We start from the raw sequence: 17,470 nt of genomic DNA on the forward strand, positions 1-17,470 counted from the left end.
GGATAAGCATGCTCGATCCCAATCTGCTGCGTAATGAGCCAGACGCAGTCGCTGAAAAACTGGCACGCCGGGGCTTTAAGCTGGATGTAGATAAGCTGCGCGCTCTTGAAGAGCGTCGTAAAGTACTGCAGGTACAAACTGAAAATCTGCAGGCAGAGCGTAACTCTCGATCGAAATCCATTGGCCAGGCGAAAGCGCGCGGGGAAGATATTGAGCCATTACGCCTGGAAGTGAACAAGCTGGGTGAAGAGCTGGATCAGGCGAAAGCGGAGCTGGACGTTCTTCAGGCCGAAATTCGTGACATCGCTCTGGCTATCCCGAACATTCCTGACGACAGCGTGCCTGTCGGCAAAGACGAGAACGACAACGTTGAAGTGAAGCGCTGGGGTACGCCTCGCGAGTTTGACTTCGAAGTGCGCGATCACGTGACGCTGGGCGAAATGCACGCGGGCCTGGACTTCGCCGCTGCGGTTAAGCTGACCGGATCTCGCTTTGTAGTAATGAAAGGTCAGATTGCCCATCTGCACCGCGCCCTGGCGCAGTTCATGCTGGATCTGCACACCGAGCAGCACGGCTACAGCGAAACCTATGTTCCGTATCTGGTTAACCACGATACGCTGTACGGTACGGGCCAGCTGCCGAAATTTGCCGGCGATCTGTTCCATACTCGTCCGCTGGATGAAGAAGCAGACAGCAGCAACTATGCGCTGATCCCAACCGCGGAAGTGCCGCTGACCAACCTCGTGCGTGATGAGATCATTGACGAAGACGATCTGCCAATCAAGCTGACGGCACACTCTCCGTGCTTCCGTTCAGAAGCCGGTTCTTACGGTCGCGACACCCGTGGTCTGATCCGTATGCACCAGTTCGACAAAGTCGAGATGGTGCAGATTGTCCGTCCGGAAGAATCCATGGACGCGCTGGAAGAGATGACTGGCCATGCGGAAAAAGTGCTGGAGCTGCTGGGCCTGCCGTATCGCCGCATGGCGCTGTGCACCGGTGACATGGGCTTTGGTGCCTGCAAAACCTTCGACCTGGAAGTCTGGGTGCCCGCACAGAACACCTACCGTGAAATCTCCTCCTGCTCTAACGTCTGGGATTTCCAGGCGCGCCGCATGCAGGCACGCTGCCGCAGCAAATCTGACAAGAAAACCCGTCTGGTGCATACCCTGAACGGTTCTGGTCTGGCTGTTGGCCGTACGCTGGTTGCCGTGCTGGAAAACTACCAGCAGGCAGATGGCCGCATCGAGATCCCTGAAGTGCTGCGTCCATACATGAAAGGCCAGCAGTACATTGGCTAATTCTTTGCCTCACAACAAAAAAGCGCCTTCGGGCGCTTTTTTTATGCCTCTGAATTGACACGACGCAATACCCCCTCCCTCTAAAGTAGTAATACTCCTCCGAATGAAAGTCAGCATAAGACGCTGATAACGAAGAAATACGTTATTTACAAAACTATATAGCGGTTCGTGCCGCCTCTTTTTTCTTTGTGAGCAACCAAAGTGAGTCTCTATGAAAATCAAAGCGCCTGAAGCGTTAATGGCTGCCGAGGTCACTCGCCGTGGGTTGATGAAAACCACGGCAATAGGCGGCCTGGCTGTAGCCAGCAGCGCCTTCACGCTCCCTTTTACCCGGCTGGCGTCGGCGGCGGACGCACTATCCGCAGCCGCAGCTCCGGAAAAAGTGGTGTGGAGTGCGTGTACCGTAAACTGCGGTAGCCGTTGTCCGCTGCGTATGCACGTGGTGGATGGCGAAATTAAGTATGTCGAAACCGACAACACCGGGGACGATAACTACGAAGGGTTACACCAGGTTCGCGCCTGCCTGCGCGGTCGGTCCATGCGTCGCCGCGTCTACAACCCGGATCGTCTGAAATACCCAATGAAGCGTGTCGGTAAGCGTGGGGAAGGGAAGTTTGAGCGCATTAGCTGGGACGAAGCCTACGACATTATCGCCACCAACATGCAGCGCCTGATCAAAGAGTACGGCAACGAGTCCATCTACCTGAACTATGGCACCGGGACGCTGGGCGGCACGCTGACCCGCTCCTGGCCACCGGGTAAAACGCTGGTCGCGCGTCTGATGAACTGCTGCGGCGGTTATCTCAACCACTACGGCGACTACTCTTCTGCACAGATTGCCGCAGGTCTGAACTATACCTACGGCGGCTGGGCCGACGGCAACAGCCCGTCCGATATCGAAAACAGTAAGCTGGTCGTCCTGTTCGGTAACAACCCGGGCGAAACCCGCATGAGCGGCGGCGGGGTGACGTACTACCTCGAACAGGCCCGCGCCAAATCTAATGCCCGCATGATCATTATCGATCCGCGCTATACCGACACCGGTGCCGGGCGCGAAGATGAGTGGATCCCCATTCGTCCTGGTACCGATGCGGCACTGGTTTCCGCGCTGGCGTGGGTGATGATTACTGAAAACCTCGTCGATCAGCCGTTCCTTGATAAATACTGCGTCGGTTATGACGAGAAAACGCTGCCAGCCAGTGCCCCTGCCAATGGTCACTACAAGGCATATATTCTCGGCCAGGGCAGCGACGGCGTAGCGAAAACGCCGGAGTGGGCCTCCACCATCACCGGTATTCCGGTCGAGCGCATTGTTCAGCTGGCGCGTGAGATTGGTTCAGCTAAACCGGCCTACATCAGCCAGGGCTGGGGACCGCAGCGTCATGCGAACGGTGAAATCGCCACCCGCGCTATCTCTATGCTTTCAATTCTGACCGGCAACGTCGGCGTTCATGGCGGTAACACCGGCGCGCGCGAAGGTTCTTATGAAGTGCCGTTTGAGCGGATGCCGACGCTGGATAACCCGGTTCAGACCAGCATCTCCATGTTTATGTGGACTGACGCGATCGAGCGCGGCCCGGAAATGACCGCGCTGCGCGACGGCGTTCGGGGCAAAGACAAGCTGGATGTGCCGATCAAGATGATCTGGAACTACGCCGGCAACTGCCTTATCAACCAGCACTCGGAAATCAACCGCACCCATGAAATTCTGCAGGACGACAAGAAGTGCGAGATGATTGTGGTGATCGACTGCCACATGACCTCCTCGGCAAAATATGCCGATATTCTGCTGCCGGACTGCACCGCGTCTGAGCAGATGGATTTCGCGCTGGACGCTTCCTGCGGCAACATGTCCTACGTGATCTTTACCGACCAGGCCATCAAGCCGCGCTTCGAGTGCAAAACCATCTATGAGATGGCCTCCGAACTGGCGAAGCGATTGGGCGTCGAACAGCAGTTTACCGAAGGGCGTACTCAGGAAGGATGGATGCGCCATCTGCATGAGCTCTCCCGCAAAGCCATTCCAGACCTGCCGGACTTCGACACCTTCCGCAAGCAGGGCATGTACAAGCAGCGTGACCCGGAAGGGCATCACGTGGCGTATAAAGCGTTCCGTGAAGATCCGCAGGCGAATCCGCTGACCACGCCGTCGGGCAAAATCGAAATCTACTCCGAAGCGCTGGCAAAAATCGCGTCTACCTGGGAGCTGCCGGAAGGAGATGTTATCGATCCGCTGCCGATCTACACGCCGGGGTTCGAAAACTATAACGATCCGCTGACGGCGAAATTCCCGCTGCAGCTGACCGGTTTCCACTACAAGGCGCGCGTGCACTCCACCTACGGTAACGTTGACGTACTGAAGGCCGCCTGCCGCCAGGAGATGTGGATCAACCCGATGGATGCCAAAGCACGTGGTATCCGTAACGGGGATCGCGTGCGTATCTTTAACGGTCGCGGCGAGGTACACATTGAAGCCAAAGTGACACCGCGCATGATGCCTGGCGTAGTGGCACTGGGGGAAGGGGCCTGGTACAGCCCGGATGCCAACCGCATCGACCAGGCAGGCAGTATTAACGTCCTGACCACGCAGCGTCCGTCGCCGCTGGCGAAAGGCAACCCGTCTCACACAAACCTTGTCCAGGTTGAAAAGGTTTAAGGAGTAACCGATGACAACCCAGTATGGATTTTTCATTGATTCCAGCCGTTGCACCGGGTGCAAAACCTGCGAGCTGGCCTGTAAAGATTATAAAGATCTCACCCCGGACGTGAGCTTCCGCCGCATTTACGAATACGCCGGGGGCGACTGGCAGGAAGATAACGGCGTCTGGCATCAGAACGTCTTTGCCTATTACCTGTCGATTGCCTGTAACCACTGTGAAGATCCGGCCTGCACTAAGGTGTGCCCAAGCGGGGCGATGCACAAGCGGGAGGACGGTTTTGTGGTGGTGGATGAAGATGTCTGCATTGGCTGTCGCTACTGCCATATGGCGTGCCCGTACGGCGCGCCGCAGTACAACGCCGCCAAAGGACATATGACCAAGTGCGACGGCTGCCACAGCCGCGTAGCGGACGGCAAAAAGCCAATCTGCGTCGAGTCCTGCCCGCTGCGCGCGCTGGATTTTGGTCCGATAGAAGAGCTGCGTCAGAAACACGGTCAGCTTGCCGCTGTGGCACCGCTGCCGTCAGCGCACTTCACCAAGCCGAGTATTGTCATTAAACCTAACGCCAACAGCCGTCCGACGGGTGACACCACCGGCTACCTGGCAAATCCGAAGGAGGTGTGAGATGGGAAGTGGATGGCATGAATGGCCGCTGATGATCTTCACGGTCTTTGGGCAGTGCGTAGTGGGCGGCTTCATTGTTCTGGCGCTGGCGCTGTTAAAAGGGAACCTCAATGCCGAACAGCAGCAGCGTTTGGTGTTGAGCATGTTTGGCCTGTGGGTGCTGATGGGGATTGGATTTATCGCCTCTACGCTGCACCTGGGCTCACCGATGCGCGCGTTTAACTCCCTGAACCGCGTGGGGGCGTCGTCGCTCAGTAACGAAATTGCCAGCGGGGCAATCTTCTTTGCCGTCGGCGGGCTGGGGTGGCTGCTGGCTGCGTTGAAGAAATTGCCTGCGGGCCTGCGCAGCCTGTGGCTGATCGTCACCATGGTACTGGGCGTGGTGTTCGTGTGGATGATGGTGCGCGTCTATAACACCATCGATACCGTTCCAACCTGGTACAGCGTCTGGACGCCGATGAGCTTCTTCCTGACGATGTTTATCGGCGGGCCGCTGCTGGGCTACCTGCTGCTGCGCGTGGCGGGGGTAAACGGTTGGGCAATGCGTCTGCTGCCAGCCGTTTCGCTGCTGGCGCTGGTGGTGAGCGCGATGGTCGCCCTGATGCAGGGGGCCGAGCTGGCAACCATTCACAGCTCTATCCAGCAGGCTTCTGCGCTGGTGCCGGATTACGGTTCGCTGATGGCCTGGCGTGTGGTGTTGCTGGCAGCTGCGCTGGTGTGCTGGATCGGCCCTCAGCTTAAAGGTTATCAGCCTGCACTGCCGCTCCTGTCACTGGCTTTTGTGCTGGTGCTGGCAGGGGAGTTAATTGGTCGCGGTGTGTTTTACGGCCTGCATATGACGGTCGGTATGGCTATCGCCAGCTAATTTCATTTTTCGTTATAAAAAGCCGGGACATAGCGCCCGGCTTTTCTTTTTTTCATTCATGAAATTTTTCGACTGTCGTTTTGTTTTAATTTAGGTCATTAATAAATAAAAACAGATACATAATTAATATCTATAGCAGGCGCTGCATTAGCAGGATAAGTTTTTTAAATCGACAGGGAACATATTGTGCGAGCCGGCTAAATCTGTGGATTGACTTTGTTTTTGCCAGTGGCATGATGCGCACGAAATCTGAACTTCCTCACGGTTTTTAATCCATGACCACCTATACCCGGCCAGTGCTCCTGTTGCTCTGTGGCCTGCTTCTGTTGACCCTGGCGATCGCCGTGTTAAACACGCTCGTCCCGCTGTGGCTCGCCCATGAAAACTTACCGACCTGGCAGGTGGGTATGGTCAGCTCGTCCTTTTTTACCGGGAACCTGTTGGGCACATTATTAACCGGTAGCCTGATTAAGCGTTTTGGCTTTAATCGCAGCTATTATCTGGCATCGCTGATTTTCGCTGCCGGGTGCGCCGGTCTGGGTCTGATGGTGGGCTTCTGGAGCTGGATGGCATGGCGCTTTATCGCCGGCGTCGGCTGCGCGATGATTTGGGTGGTGGTTGAAAGCGCGCTGATGTGTAGCGGTACCTCCCGCAACCGCGGACGTCTGCTGGCGGCCTATATGATGGTTTACTACGTCGGTACCGTTCTGGGTCAACTGATGGTCAGCAAACTGCCAACCGACCTGATGAGCGTGCTGCCGTGGGTAACCGGCATGGTGCTGGCCGCGATCCTGCCGCTGCTCTTTACGCGCATTGTGAACCAGAACAGCGAACATCAGGAAGCGACCCACGTCTGGCCGATGTTGAGACTCCGTCAGGCGCGTCTGGGCGTAAACGGCTGCATTATTTCGGGAATTGTACTGGGCTCGCTCTATGGCCTGATGCCGCTCTACCTGAATCATCAGGGCGTCAGCGATTCCGGAATTGGTTTCTGGATGGCGGTGATGGTCAGTGCGGGTATTGTGGGGCAATGGCCGATTGGCCGCCTGGCAGACCGTTTTGGTCGTCTGCTGGTGCTGCGCGTTCAGGTCTTTGTGGTGATCATGGGATGCCTTGCGATGCTCAGCAACGCCGCGATGGCGCCTGCACTGTTTATTCTCGGTGCCGCAGGATTCACGCTTTACCCGGTCGCGATGGCGTGGGCCTGTGAGAAAGTAGAACATCACCAGCTCGTGGCAATGAACCAGGCGCTATTATTAAGCTATACCATCGGTAGCCTGCTGGGACCGACATTTACCGCGATGCTGATGCAGAATTATTCCGACAATTTGCTGTTTATCATGATTGCCAGCGTGTCGTTTATTTATCTCCTGATGCTGCTGCGCAAAGCGGGCGAGCATCCAACCCCTGTGGCGCACGCCTGATTAAATAAAAGCCTGTCGATGACAGGCTTTTTTGTCCCTGTCACATATAAGACTTTTACGCATTGTTTGTTTTCCCCGCCTGGCGATAATTCAAATGAGTTCTACCACAAAAGGCAACAATCATGTCTATACGTCGTTTTTCCACTACCGCACTTGCCGTAGTGTTGTCTTTAACGTTTGCAACGGCTCCGGTCATGGCTAATCCTGGAAACGGGAATGGCGGTGGTCATGGAAACAGTGGCGGACAAGGTAATGGCGGCAATCATGGTAACGGGAATTCTGGTAATTCCGGTAACCATGGTAATAAGCAAAATAGCGGAAAGGAAAACCCTGGAAAATCGGATAAGAGCTTCAAAAACAGCAAAGATGTCGGTAATGACGTCGACGCTCGCGTGAGCTTCGATCATGCCCGCCACCTGGCATTGAATTATGGCTTAACGGGCTATGAGTCTCTGCCTCCGGGGATTGCGAAAAACCTCGCACGCGGTAAACCGCTTCCTCCGGGCATTGCGAAGAAGACCGTACCAGCCTCTATGCTCGGCCAGCTTCCTTCCTACCCGGGCTATGAATGGCGTGTGGTCGGGGACGACCTGGTCTTAATTGCGCTGAGTACGGCGATTGTGACCTCCGTAATTAACGGCGTCTTTAAATAGAATATAAAAAGGCCCGGTTCTTACCGGGCCTTCTCTTTAATACATGACCTTGTGGCCGTACTGCTCAAGAATACCTTTCACGCGTTCCATCGTCTCTTTTTTCGGCGGCTTCACGCCATCAAGCTTGTACTCTTCGCCCATCGCCACCCATTTATGTTTACCCAGTTCGTGATAGGGCAGAAGCTCAATTTTCTCGACGTTGCCCATGTCGCGGGTAAATTCACCCAGGCGATGCGCGGAGTCATCGTCATCTGACCAGCCGGGAACAACAACGTAGCGGATCCAGGTTTTGATGCCTTTGTCGGCGATGTACTTAGCAAACTCCAGCGTACGGTGGTTAGAAACGCCAACCAGATTCTGGTGGATCTCATCGTTCATCTGTTTGAGGTCGAGCATCACCAGATCGGTCACGTCGAGCAGTTCATCAATGACCGGATCGTAGCGGCGCACAAAGCCGTTGGTGTCGAGACAGGTATGAATGCCTTCTTTATGGCAGGCGCGGAACCAGTCGCGGACAAACTCAGCCTGAAGAATAGCTTCACCGCCGGACGCGGTCACGCCACCGCCGGATGCGTTCATAAAGTGGCGGTAGGTCACCACCTCTTTCATCAGATCTTCCACGGTGACTTCTTTACCGCCGTGCGTGTCCCAGGTGTCGCGGTTATGGCAGTACAGGCAGCGCATCAGGCAGCCCTGGAAAAAAGTAATAAAGCGGATCCCCGGGCCATCGACGGTGCCACAGGATTCAAAGGAGTGAATGCGACCAATAGTTGACATTGCGGTGATATCTCCGAATTTGGCCCATCCGGGGGCCTGTGTAGTTGCACAGCTCAAAGGCTATGTCGAGTCTGTTTTGGCTGTTATCCATAAAGTATAGATAGCGGACAAAAGAGACTGGTGAAGCGAGGGTGTTAAAAAGGCCCCACTTGCGTGGAGCCTTTATTGTACGCTTTTTAACGCGTGATTTCAGTCAATTCCACTTACATGGACTGAGTGAAAGTACGGGTGATAACGTCCTGCTGCTGTTCTTTCGTCAGGGAGTTAAAACGTACTGCGTAGCCAGATACGCGGATGGTCAGCTGAGGATATTTCTCAGGATGTTCCATCGCGTCGAGCAGCATTTCACGGTTCATTACGTTCACGTTCAGGTGCTGACCACCTTCGATGGACGCTTCGTGGTGGAAGTAACCATCCATCAGACCCGCGAGGTTAGTTTTACGCACTTCGTCGTCTTTACCCAGCGCGTTTGGCACGATAGAGAAGGTGTAAGAGATACCATCTTTCGCGTAAGCAAACGGCAGTTTAGCAACGGAGGTCAGAGAAGCTACAGCACCTTTCTGGTCACGACCGTGCATTGGGTTAGCACCTGGGCCAAATGGCGCGCCAGCACGACGACCGTCTGGAGTGTTACCGGTTTTCTTACCATACACAACGTTAGAGGTGATGGTCAGAACAGACTGAGTCGGGATAGCGTTACGGTAAGTAGTGAGTTTCTGAATTTTCTTCATGAAACGTTCTACCAGGTCAACCGCCATGTCATCAACGCGAGCGTCGTTGTTACCAAACTGCGGGTATTCGCCTTCGATTTCGAAGTCTACGGCCAGGCCGTCTTCGTCACGAATTGGTTTAACTTTCGCGTATTTGATTGCAGACAGGGAGTCAGCCGCAACAGACAGACCTGCGATACCACACGCCATGGTGCGGATAACGTCACGGTCGTGCAGCGCCATCAGAGAGGCTTCGTAGCTGTACTTGTCGTGCATGTAGTGGATAACGTTCAGCGCGGTCACGTACTGCTTAGCCAGCCAGTCCATGAAGTGGTCCATGCGCTCCATGACTTCGTCATAGTTCAGCACGTCGCCTTTGATTGGCTCAGACTTAGGACCAACCTGCATTTTCAGTTTTTCATCAACGCCGCCGTTGATAGCGTACAGCATGGTTTTCGCCAGGTTTGCACGCGCACCGAAGAACTGCATTTGTTTACCAACAACCATTGGGCTCACGCAGCAAGCGATAGCGTAGTCGTCGTTGTTGAAGTCCGGACGCATCAGGTCATCGTTCTCGTACTGCAGAGAAGAGGTGTCGATGGACACTTTAGCGGCGAATTTCTTGAAGTTCAGAGGCAGTTTTTCAGACCACAGAACGGTGATGTTCGGCTCCGGAGAAGGACCCATGGTGTACAGGGTGTTCAGGAAGCGGAAGCTGTTTTTGGTAACCAGCGTACGACCGTCAACGCCCATACCACCGATAGATTCGGTTGCCCAGATTGGGTCACCAGAGAACAGTTCATCATATTCTGGGGTACGCAGGAAGCGAACCATACGCAGTTTCATGACCAGGTGGTCAATCATTTCCTGAGCGTCTTGCTCGGTGATTTTACCTGCTTTCAGGTCACGTTCGATGTACGCATCCAGGAAGGTGGATACACGGCCGAAGGACATTGCTGCACCGTTCTGAGACTTAACAGCGGCCAGGTAGCCGAAGTAGGTCCACTGAATAGCTTCCTGAGCGTTGGTCGCAGGACCAGAGATATCGCAGCCGTATTTAGCCGCCATCTCTTTGATCTGACCCAGCGCGCGGTGCTGTTCAGCAATTTCTTCACGCAGACGGATAGTCGCTTCCAGGTTTACGCCGTTTTCCAGGTCAGACTGCAGGGAAACGAACTGCGCGTATTTGTCTTTCATCAGGAAGTCGATACCGTACAGCGCAACGCGACGGTAGTCACCGATGATACGGCCACGGCCATAGGCATCTGGCAGACCAGTCAGAACGCCAGATTTACGGCAGTTCAGAATGTCTTTGGTATAAACATCGAATACGCCCTGGTTATGGGTTTTGCGGTATTCGGTGAAGATTTTTTTCAGCATTGGGTCCAGCTCGCGGTTATACGCTTTGCAGGAACCTTCAACCATTTTGATACCACCGAACGGGATGATGGCGCGTTTCAGTGGTGCTTCAGTCTGCAGACCAACAATTTTCTCAAGGGCTTTGTTGATGTAGCCAGCATCGTGAGAAGTGATGGTGGATGCAACGGAGGTGTCAAAATCAACTGGCGCGTGAGTGCGGTTTTCCAGTTTAACGCCTTCCATTACGCTGTCCCACAGCTTGGTGGTCGCGTCAGTTGCGCCAGCCAGGAAGGATTCGTCACCTTCATACGGGGTATAGTTTTTCTGAATGAAGTCACGGACGTTGACTTCATTCTGCCAGTCACCTTTCGCAAAACCTTCCCAGGCTGTGGCTAACTTTTCATTAAGCTCGGACATGTAACACCTACCTTCTTAAGTGGATTTTTTATTTACTGCCTGAGACAACCATTAATGATGGTCGCCGCCACGCAGGTAAATGACCCAGTATGTCAACCCAACTAACAGACCCCCACCGATAATGTTCCCGATAGTGACGGGGATCAGGTTATCAGTAATGAAATTCATAATAGTCAGGTGAGAGAAACTTTCCGGGGATGAACCAACTGCGGTCCAGAACTCCGGGCTTGCAAAGTTGCGGATAACAATCCCCATCGGGATCATGAACATATTCGCAATACTGTGCTCGAAGCCGCTGGCAACAAACATCGCAACCGGCAGAACCATAATCATGGCTTTATCCATCAGGCTACGGCCAGAGTAGCTCATCCAGACCGCCAGGCAGACCATCAGGTTTGCGAGGATGCCGAGAGCAACGGCTTCGATAAATGTGTGATGCATTTTGTGGTCAGCGGTTTGCAGGACATTAAGCCCCCAGCCACCGTTGGCGGTCATATACTCGCCAGAGAGCCACATCAACAGAACAAAGAGCAGACAGCCAATCAGGTTACCAACGTAGACGTTAAGCCAGTTGCGCGCCAGTTGACCCCAGGTAATTCTTCCGCTGGCTTTCGCCACAACAATCAGCACCGTTGAGGTGAAGAGGTCGGCGCCGCAAATGACGCAGAGAATCAGACCCAGTGAGAAGCAAATGCCGCCAATCAGTTTGGCCATGCCGAAAGGCATTCCGGCAGTACCGGTGGTGGCGGTGATGTAGAAGACGAAAGCGATAGAGATGAACACACCAGCGGTGATCGCCAGATAGAACGTCTTCATCGGGTGTTTCGTTGCTTTATAGACACCCGCTTCTTCGGCAACTTTTGCCATCGCGGCGGGGAGTAAAAGATCAAAAGGGTTGTCAGCTTTCACACTAACTCTCTCTTTATTAAGTCGGCGACGAGATACTAACAAAGCATTATAGAAGAGAAATTGATATAGATCATATCTCGCCTGGCTTATAGGCCCGCAGTATGTATGGTTTCACAGCAAATGCGGAGTAAGTATTTGATTATCCGTATAAAAATAAATTTTAAAAGTTATGAAAAGAGTTGAATTTTTTCGTTCGGCCCCCTTCGAAACAGTTAATTAATATGGAGTAATTACCATAAAAAGTAACAATAAAGCCCAGGCAAATATTATTATATTTACCCGTGTTTAACTTTATTATTACAATCAACAATCATTGCCGAAGAGAATAAAAAACGGGGCAATGAAATTGCCCCGTAATATAGCCCAGACGATTGAATACGCCTACTGCCGTTAATGTTATATGCGCTTATTTTGACCAGTAAGCGGCTTTTGCTTTCTGCAGTTTTTCATAGGCCTTCAGCAGAGACTGATGCGCCGGGAAGGCTTTCAGATCGCTGTCAACCGCCTGCAGACCGTAGAACGGCTCTTCACCGCTCAGCGCCGCGCTGGCGGCTTCAACCGCTTCAGCACCGTACATACGTACGAAAGCGTTCAGGTACTGCAGTGGCTCGCGATCGTCTTCCTGCGCAAGCAGCAGCAGGGTTTGCAGGCAGCGGTAATAGTTGGTGCGCTCGGCGGAGAAGACCGACTGGTTAAACTCCATGGTCCATTCTGTCCAGGCCAGAGCCTGATCCAGATCGCCGCCCGCGAGGGCCAGCATCGCTTTCAGTTCACCGATGCGCAGCGTGTACCAGCCGTTGTCTTTCCCGGTCGCCAGACCCAGCAGCTCGCGCACGCGGGTAAAGTCATCGTGGCCTTCATCGTCCAGCTGGGCTATCAGGTTGAGATAATCTTCTTTTTCCCACTCGCTGCCCGGCAGGGAGAGTAGGGTTTCACGCAGGTGCGCGCCCATGCTGTTGTTTGCGAGCCACAGATCTTCCGCCGGATAGATATCAGACATGCCAGGCACGATGATGCGGCACGCGTAAACGCCCAGGTGCTCGTAATCGGCAATGTACACTTCCTGGTCTTCCGCGTTAAAGATCGCCATCAGCGTCGCGAACTCTTCTTCCGTGGTACCGGCAAAGCTCCAGTCCACGAACGGATAGTCCGCGTCCTGCTTGAACATATCCCAGGAGATCAAACCGCTGGAGTCGATGAAGTGGGTTTCGAGGTTGGTGTGCTCGGCCACTTCTTCATCGTCAAACGTTGGCGGGGTGAATACGTCGAGATCTTTCAGGCTACGGCCCTGCAGCAGCTCGGTCACGGTACGCTCCAGCGCCACGCCGAAGTCAGGATGCGCGCCGAAGGAGGCGAAGCAGGTTCCGTTAGTCGGGTTAAACAGCACGACGCAGATAACCGGATATTTACCGCCCAGCGAGCCGTCATACGCAAAGATTGGGAAACCTTCGGCTTCCAGTTTGGCGATGGATTCCACCACCCCCGGGTAGCGCGCCAGCACGTCTGCCGGAATTTCAGGCAGGCTGATGGATTCGGCGATAATGCGGTTTTTGATATGACGCTCGAAGACTTCAGAGAGACCCTGCACGCGCGCTTCATTGCGGGTGTTACCGGCGGACATACCGTTGGACACATACAGGTTGCCGACGATGTTCATCGGAATATACACGGTTTGCTCGTCAGACTGACGGGTGAACGGCAGGGCGCAGATCCCACGCTCTTCATTCCCAGACTGCAGATCGATCAGCATGCTGGCGGTCAGTTCGTTTTCCGGATCGTAGAAGGCACGCAGACGGGCATCCAGAATGCCTTCCGGCAGTTCATCGTCTTCGGTCAGCGGGAACCATTTTTCGTTCGGATAGTGAACGAACGGGCCGTTGGCGATGGTTTCACCCAGCCAGAAGTCAGCGAAGAAGTAGTTGGTGGACAGACGCTCAAAATACTCACCCAGCGCAGAGGCCAGTGCCGCTTTTTTCGTCGCACCTTTACCGTTGGTAAAGCAGAGCGCGCAGTCTTTGTCGCGAATGTGCACGGACCAGACGTGAGGCACCGGGTTCAGCCAGGAGGCTTCTTCGATGTTAAAGCCCAGGTCGGTCAGTTTCTGCTGGAAGCGAGCGATGGAATCTTCCAGAGCGGCGTCTTTGCCGGGGATAAACGTTTGAGTCATGGCGTTCACTTTTATCGTACGTAAAGCGCGCAATGATACGGGTTTTGCGTGACGGGTGCTATCTCCGGCGAAAATAAATGGCTGGGCTATGCTTAGTAGCAGTAACTGACTGTTAAGGCATAGAAAAATGAAAGCATTTGATCTCCAGCGGATGGCGTTTGATAAAGTTCCACCTGAATTTCTGGGCGAAGTGGCGCTGCGCAGCCTGTATACCTTCGTACTCGTCTTCCTGTTTCTCAAAATTACCGGCCGTCGTGGCGTTCGTCAGATGTCGCTGTTTGAAGTGCTGATCATCCTGACGCTGGGCTCGGCGGCGGGGGACGTCGCGTTTTATGACGACGTGCCGATGGTGCCGGTGTTTATCGTTTTTGTTTCCCTCGCCTTGCTTTACCGGCTGGTGATGTGGCTGATGTCAAAAAGTGAAAAGCTGGAAGATCTGCTTGAAGGGAAACCGGTCGTTATTGTCGAGGACGGTCAGCTGGCCTGGGAAAATGTGCAAAGCGCCAATATGACCGAGTTTGAGTTCTTTATGGAGCTGCGCCTGAATAGCGTTGAACAGCTCGGACAGGTGCGGCTGGCGATCATGGAAACCAATGGGCAAATCAGCGTCTATTACTATGCTGATGACGACGTTAAGCCCGGCCTGTGTATCCTGCCGGATATGTTAGTAGAACGGTTCAGGGTGATACCTGAAACCGGGGAGTATGCATGTATAAAATGTAGTCATGTTGTGGGGATGCATGCGGGCGATCATCAATTATGCCCTCGTTGTGCAAATCCGGAATGGACAAAGGTTAGCCGGGCTAAACGCCTCGTCTGACAGCGATTTTGTCGGTTTTGTGACGACGAGGCGGCAGATTGTTTTGTGTGACGAAGGGCACATTTCCCCGGTCATAAGTTTTAGACATTGCGGCGCGTGTCACTGAATGATAAAACCGATATCCACAGTTATAACTTATGGCTTTTAGCGTGGTGAGGGGAAATGGCTCAAGTCTTTAATTTCAGTTCAGGTCCGGCAATGTTACCGGCAGACGTGCTCAAACAGGCTCAACAGGAGCTGTGTGACTGGAACGGTCTGGGTACGTCGGTGATGGAAATCAGCCACCGTGGTAAAGCGTTTATTCAGGTGGCGGAAGAGGCAGAAAAGGATTTTCGCGATCTGCTGAACATTCCCTCGAACTACAAAGTATTGTTCTGTCACGGCGGTGGACGCGGCCAGTTTGCGGGCATCCCGCTCAATCTGCTGGGCGACAAAACCACCGCTGATTACGTCGATGCCGGCTACTGGGCAGCCAGTGCGGTAAAAGAAGCGCACAAATACTGCACGCCGAACGTTATCGACGCCAAAGTGACCGTTGACGGTCTGCGCGCCGTGAAGCCGATGAGCGAGTGGCAGCTGTCTGACAACGCCGCGTATCTCCACTACTGCCCGAACGAAACCATCGACGGCATCGCCATTCACGAAGAGCCAGACTTTGGCGACAATGTCATTGTGACGGCGGACCTCTCTTCAACCATTCTGTCCACTCCGCTGGACGTCAGCCGCTACGGCGTCATTTACGCAGGTGCTCAGAAAAACATCGGTCCTGCTGGGCTGACTATTGTCATCGTCCGTGAAGACCTGCTGGGGAAAGCCCATAAGTCCTGCCCGTCAATCCTGGATTACACCGTCCTGAATGACAACGACTCCATGTTCAACACCCCACCTACGTTTGCCTGGTATCTCTCCGGCCTGGTCTTCAAATGGCTGAAGCAAAACGGCGGCGTGGCGCAGATGGACAAGATCAATCAGCAGAAAGCCGAACTGCTGTATGGCGTGATCGACAAGAGCGATTTCTACCGTAACGATGTGGCGAAAGCGAACCGTTCCCGCATGAACGTACCGTTCCAGCTGGCAGACAGCAGCCTGGACAGCGTGTTCCTGGAAGAGTCGTTCGCGGCGGGTCTGCACGCGCTGAAAGGCCATCGTGTGGTTGGCGGGATGCGTGCTTCCATTTATAACGCCATGCCGCTGGAAGGGGTTAAAGCTCTGACCGATTTCATGATCGACTTCGAACGTCGTCACGGTTAATTTGCTGTTTTTCACCCCCGCAGCGTCCCTGCGGGGTTTTTATTATGTTGAGTTGAGAGTTTAGTTTTCATGGAATCCCTGACGTTACAACCTATCGCGCGGGTAGATGGCACCATCAATCTGCCTGGTTCAAAAAGTGTCTCGAACCGCGCTCTGCTGCTGGCAGCTCTGGCAAACGGCACCACCGTCCTCACCAACCTGCTGGACAGCGATGACGTGCGCCATATGCTCAATGCGCTGAAAGCGTTGGGCGTTCATTACACACTCTCTGACGATCGCACCCGCTGCGAAGTGACCGGCAACGGCGGCGCGCTGCAGGCGAGTGACGAGCTTGAGCTGTTTCTGGGTAACGCGGGTACCGCGATGCGTCCGCTGGCGGCGGCCCTGTGCCTCGGGAGCAATAACATCGTGCTGACCGGCGAGCCGCGCATGAAGGAACGTCCGATCGGCCATCTGGTAGATGCCCTGCGTCAGGGCGGCGCGCAGATTGAGTATCTGGAGCAGGAAAATTACCCGCCACTGCGTCTGCGCGGGGGCTTTACCGGCGGTACCGTCGAGGTTGACGGCAGCGTCTCCAGCCAGTTCCTGACGGCGCTGCTGATGACCGCGCCGCTGGCCCCGCAGGATACGGTTATCACGATTAAAGGTGAGCTGGTCTCCAAACCGTATATTGATATTACGCTGCATCTGATGAAAACCTTCGGCGTTGAGGTTGAAAACCAGTCTTATCAGCGTTTCGTGGTTCGCGGCGCGCAGCAGTACCAGTCGCCGGGCAACTACCTGGTTGAAGGCGATGCTTCATCCGCATCCTATTTCCTTGCCGCTGGCGCGATTAAAGGCGGTACGGTAAAAGTGACCGGCATTGGCCGCAACAGCGTGCAGGGCGATATTCGTTTTGCTGACGTGCTGGAAAAAATGGGCGCGGTTGTCACCTGGGGGGATGATTTCATCTCCTGTACCCACGGTGAGCTGAACGCCATCGACATGGACATGAACCATATCCCGGATGCGGCGATGACCATTGCCACGGCGGCGCTGTTTGCCAAAGGCACCACCACGCTGCGCAACATCTATAACTGGCGCGTAAAAGAGACGGACCGCCTGTTCGCGATGGCAACCGAGTTGCGTAAAGTCGGCGCTGAGGTAGAAGAGGGCGAAGATTACATTCGCGTCACGCCGCCGGCAAAACTGAACTTTGCTGAAATCGGGACCTATAACGATCACCGTATGGCGATGTGTTTCTCGCTGGTGGCGCTGTCCGATACCCCTGTGACCATTCTCGATCCGAAATGTACGGCGAAAACCTTCCCGGACTATTTCGAACAGCTGGCGCGCATTAGCACCCTGGCATGATGAAGTCTTGCCGCATCACCTGATGCGGCATTTCCTTACGCTTCCTGACGATCTTTCCCGCTCATTTCTTCTACACTCTGCTTCTATCATTCCGTAATTTGCACGCAAAGGTAACAGTTGCGCACGTTGGCGCGTATAATGCGCGGCGTTCATGTTAACGGTATGCCTTATTTAAGGAGA

At 54.2% G+C, this 17,470-nt stretch carries 13 protein-coding genes; 9 read left to right on the top strand and 4 right to left on the bottom strand.

The features are described from left to right. Positions 1 to 8 precede the first annotated feature (8 nt). The 6 genes from serS (at position 9) to IM299_RS09120 (ending at position 7,527) form a co-directional block, all read left to right on the top strand. The gene (gene serS / locus IM299_RS09095; protein WP_008499983.1) at positions 9 to 1,301 is read left to right on the top strand and encodes a serine--tRNA ligase; all 1,293 of its coding nucleotides are present in this window, start codon (positions 9 to 11) and stop codon (positions 1,299 to 1,301) included. A 211-nt stretch (positions 1,302 to 1,512) separates the two neighbouring features. Beyond that, entirely contained in the window at positions 1,513 to 3,957 is a 2,445-nt protein-coding gene (gene dmsA, locus IM299_RS09100; RefSeq protein WP_193357365.1) for a dimethylsulfoxide reductase subunit A, read from the top strand. A 10-nt stretch (positions 3,958 to 3,967) separates the two neighbouring features. Continuing rightward, complete coding sequence (locus tag IM299_RS09105) at positions 3,968 to 4,585, top strand: DMSO/selenate family reductase complex B subunit (RefSeq protein ID WP_014883208.1); 618 nt, start codon at positions 3,968 to 3,970, stop codon at positions 4,583 to 4,585. Position 4,586: 1 nt separating this feature from the next. Further along, positions 4,587 to 5,450, top strand: a complete 864-nt coding sequence (locus IM299_RS09110; RefSeq protein WP_028012560.1) for a dimethyl sulfoxide reductase anchor subunit family protein — start codon at positions 4,587 to 4,589, stop codon at positions 5,448 to 5,450. Positions 5,451 to 5,725: 275 nt separating this feature from the next. Continuing rightward, the gene (locus IM299_RS09115) at positions 5,726 to 6,874 is read left to right on the top strand and encodes an MFS transporter (RefSeq protein WP_045261768.1); all 1,149 of its coding nucleotides are present in this window, start codon (positions 5,726 to 5,728) and stop codon (positions 6,872 to 6,874) included. Between the two features lie 122 nt (positions 6,875 to 6,996). After that, a complete protein-coding gene (locus IM299_RS09120) occupies positions 6,997 to 7,527 on the top strand; it encodes an anti-virulence regulator CigR family protein (protein ID WP_047368209.1) in 531 nt (176 codons plus the stop codon). A 36-nt stretch (positions 7,528 to 7,563) separates the two neighbouring features. Here the strand turns inward: IM299_RS09120 and pflA are convergent, their stop codons facing one another. The 4 genes from pflA to ycaO all read right to left on the bottom strand — a co-directional run bounded on the left by pflA (position 7,564) and on the right by ycaO (position 13,866). After that, entirely contained in the window at positions 7,564 to 8,304 is a 741-nt protein-coding gene (pflA, locus tag IM299_RS09125; protein WP_028012563.1) for a pyruvate formate lyase 1-activating protein, read from the bottom strand. Positions 8,305 to 8,507: 203 nt separating this feature from the next. Continuing rightward, positions 8,508 to 10,790, bottom strand: a complete 2,283-nt coding sequence (gene pflB, locus IM299_RS09130; RefSeq protein WP_023338210.1) for a formate C-acetyltransferase — start codon at positions 10,788 to 10,790, stop codon at positions 8,508 to 8,510. A 51-nt stretch (positions 10,791 to 10,841) separates the two neighbouring features. Then, positions 10,842 to 11,699 (bottom strand): formate transporter FocA, encoded by an 858-nt coding sequence (focA, locus tag IM299_RS09135; RefSeq protein WP_028012564.1) that lies wholly within the window; start codon positions 11,697 to 11,699, stop codon positions 10,842 to 10,844. A gap of 406 nt (positions 11,700 to 12,105) precedes the next feature. Further along, positions 12,106 to 13,866 (bottom strand): 30S ribosomal protein S12 methylthiotransferase accessory factor YcaO, encoded by a 1,761-nt coding sequence (gene ycaO / locus IM299_RS09140; protein ID WP_032644855.1) that lies wholly within the window; start codon positions 13,864 to 13,866, stop codon positions 12,106 to 12,108. Positions 13,867 to 13,993: 127 nt separating this feature from the next. Here ycaO and IM299_RS09145 point away from each other — a divergent pair, with 127 nt between their 5' ends. The 3 genes from IM299_RS09145 to aroA all read left to right on the top strand — a co-directional run bounded on the left by IM299_RS09145 (position 13,994) and on the right by aroA (position 17,290). Then, the gene (locus tag IM299_RS09145) at positions 13,994 to 14,686 is read left to right on the top strand and encodes a DUF421 domain-containing protein (protein ID WP_028012566.1); all 693 of its coding nucleotides are present in this window, start codon (positions 13,994 to 13,996) and stop codon (positions 14,684 to 14,686) included. A 162-nt stretch (positions 14,687 to 14,848) separates the two neighbouring features. Beyond that, positions 14,849 to 15,937, top strand: a complete 1,089-nt coding sequence (gene serC, locus IM299_RS09150) for a 3-phosphoserine/phosphohydroxythreonine transaminase (protein WP_193357366.1) — start codon at positions 14,849 to 14,851, stop codon at positions 15,935 to 15,937. A gap of 69 nt (positions 15,938 to 16,006) precedes the next feature. After that, a complete protein-coding gene (gene aroA, locus IM299_RS09155) occupies positions 16,007 to 17,290 on the top strand; it encodes a 3-phosphoshikimate 1-carboxyvinyltransferase (RefSeq protein WP_045261765.1) in 1,284 nt (427 codons plus the stop codon). Positions 17,291 to 17,470 lie beyond the last annotated feature (180 nt).

Source organism: Enterobacter cloacae complex sp. P47BA, assembly GCF_014930485.1.
Classification (GTDB): Bacteria; Pseudomonadota; Gammaproteobacteria; order Enterobacterales; family Enterobacteriaceae; genus Enterobacter; species Enterobacter bugandensis.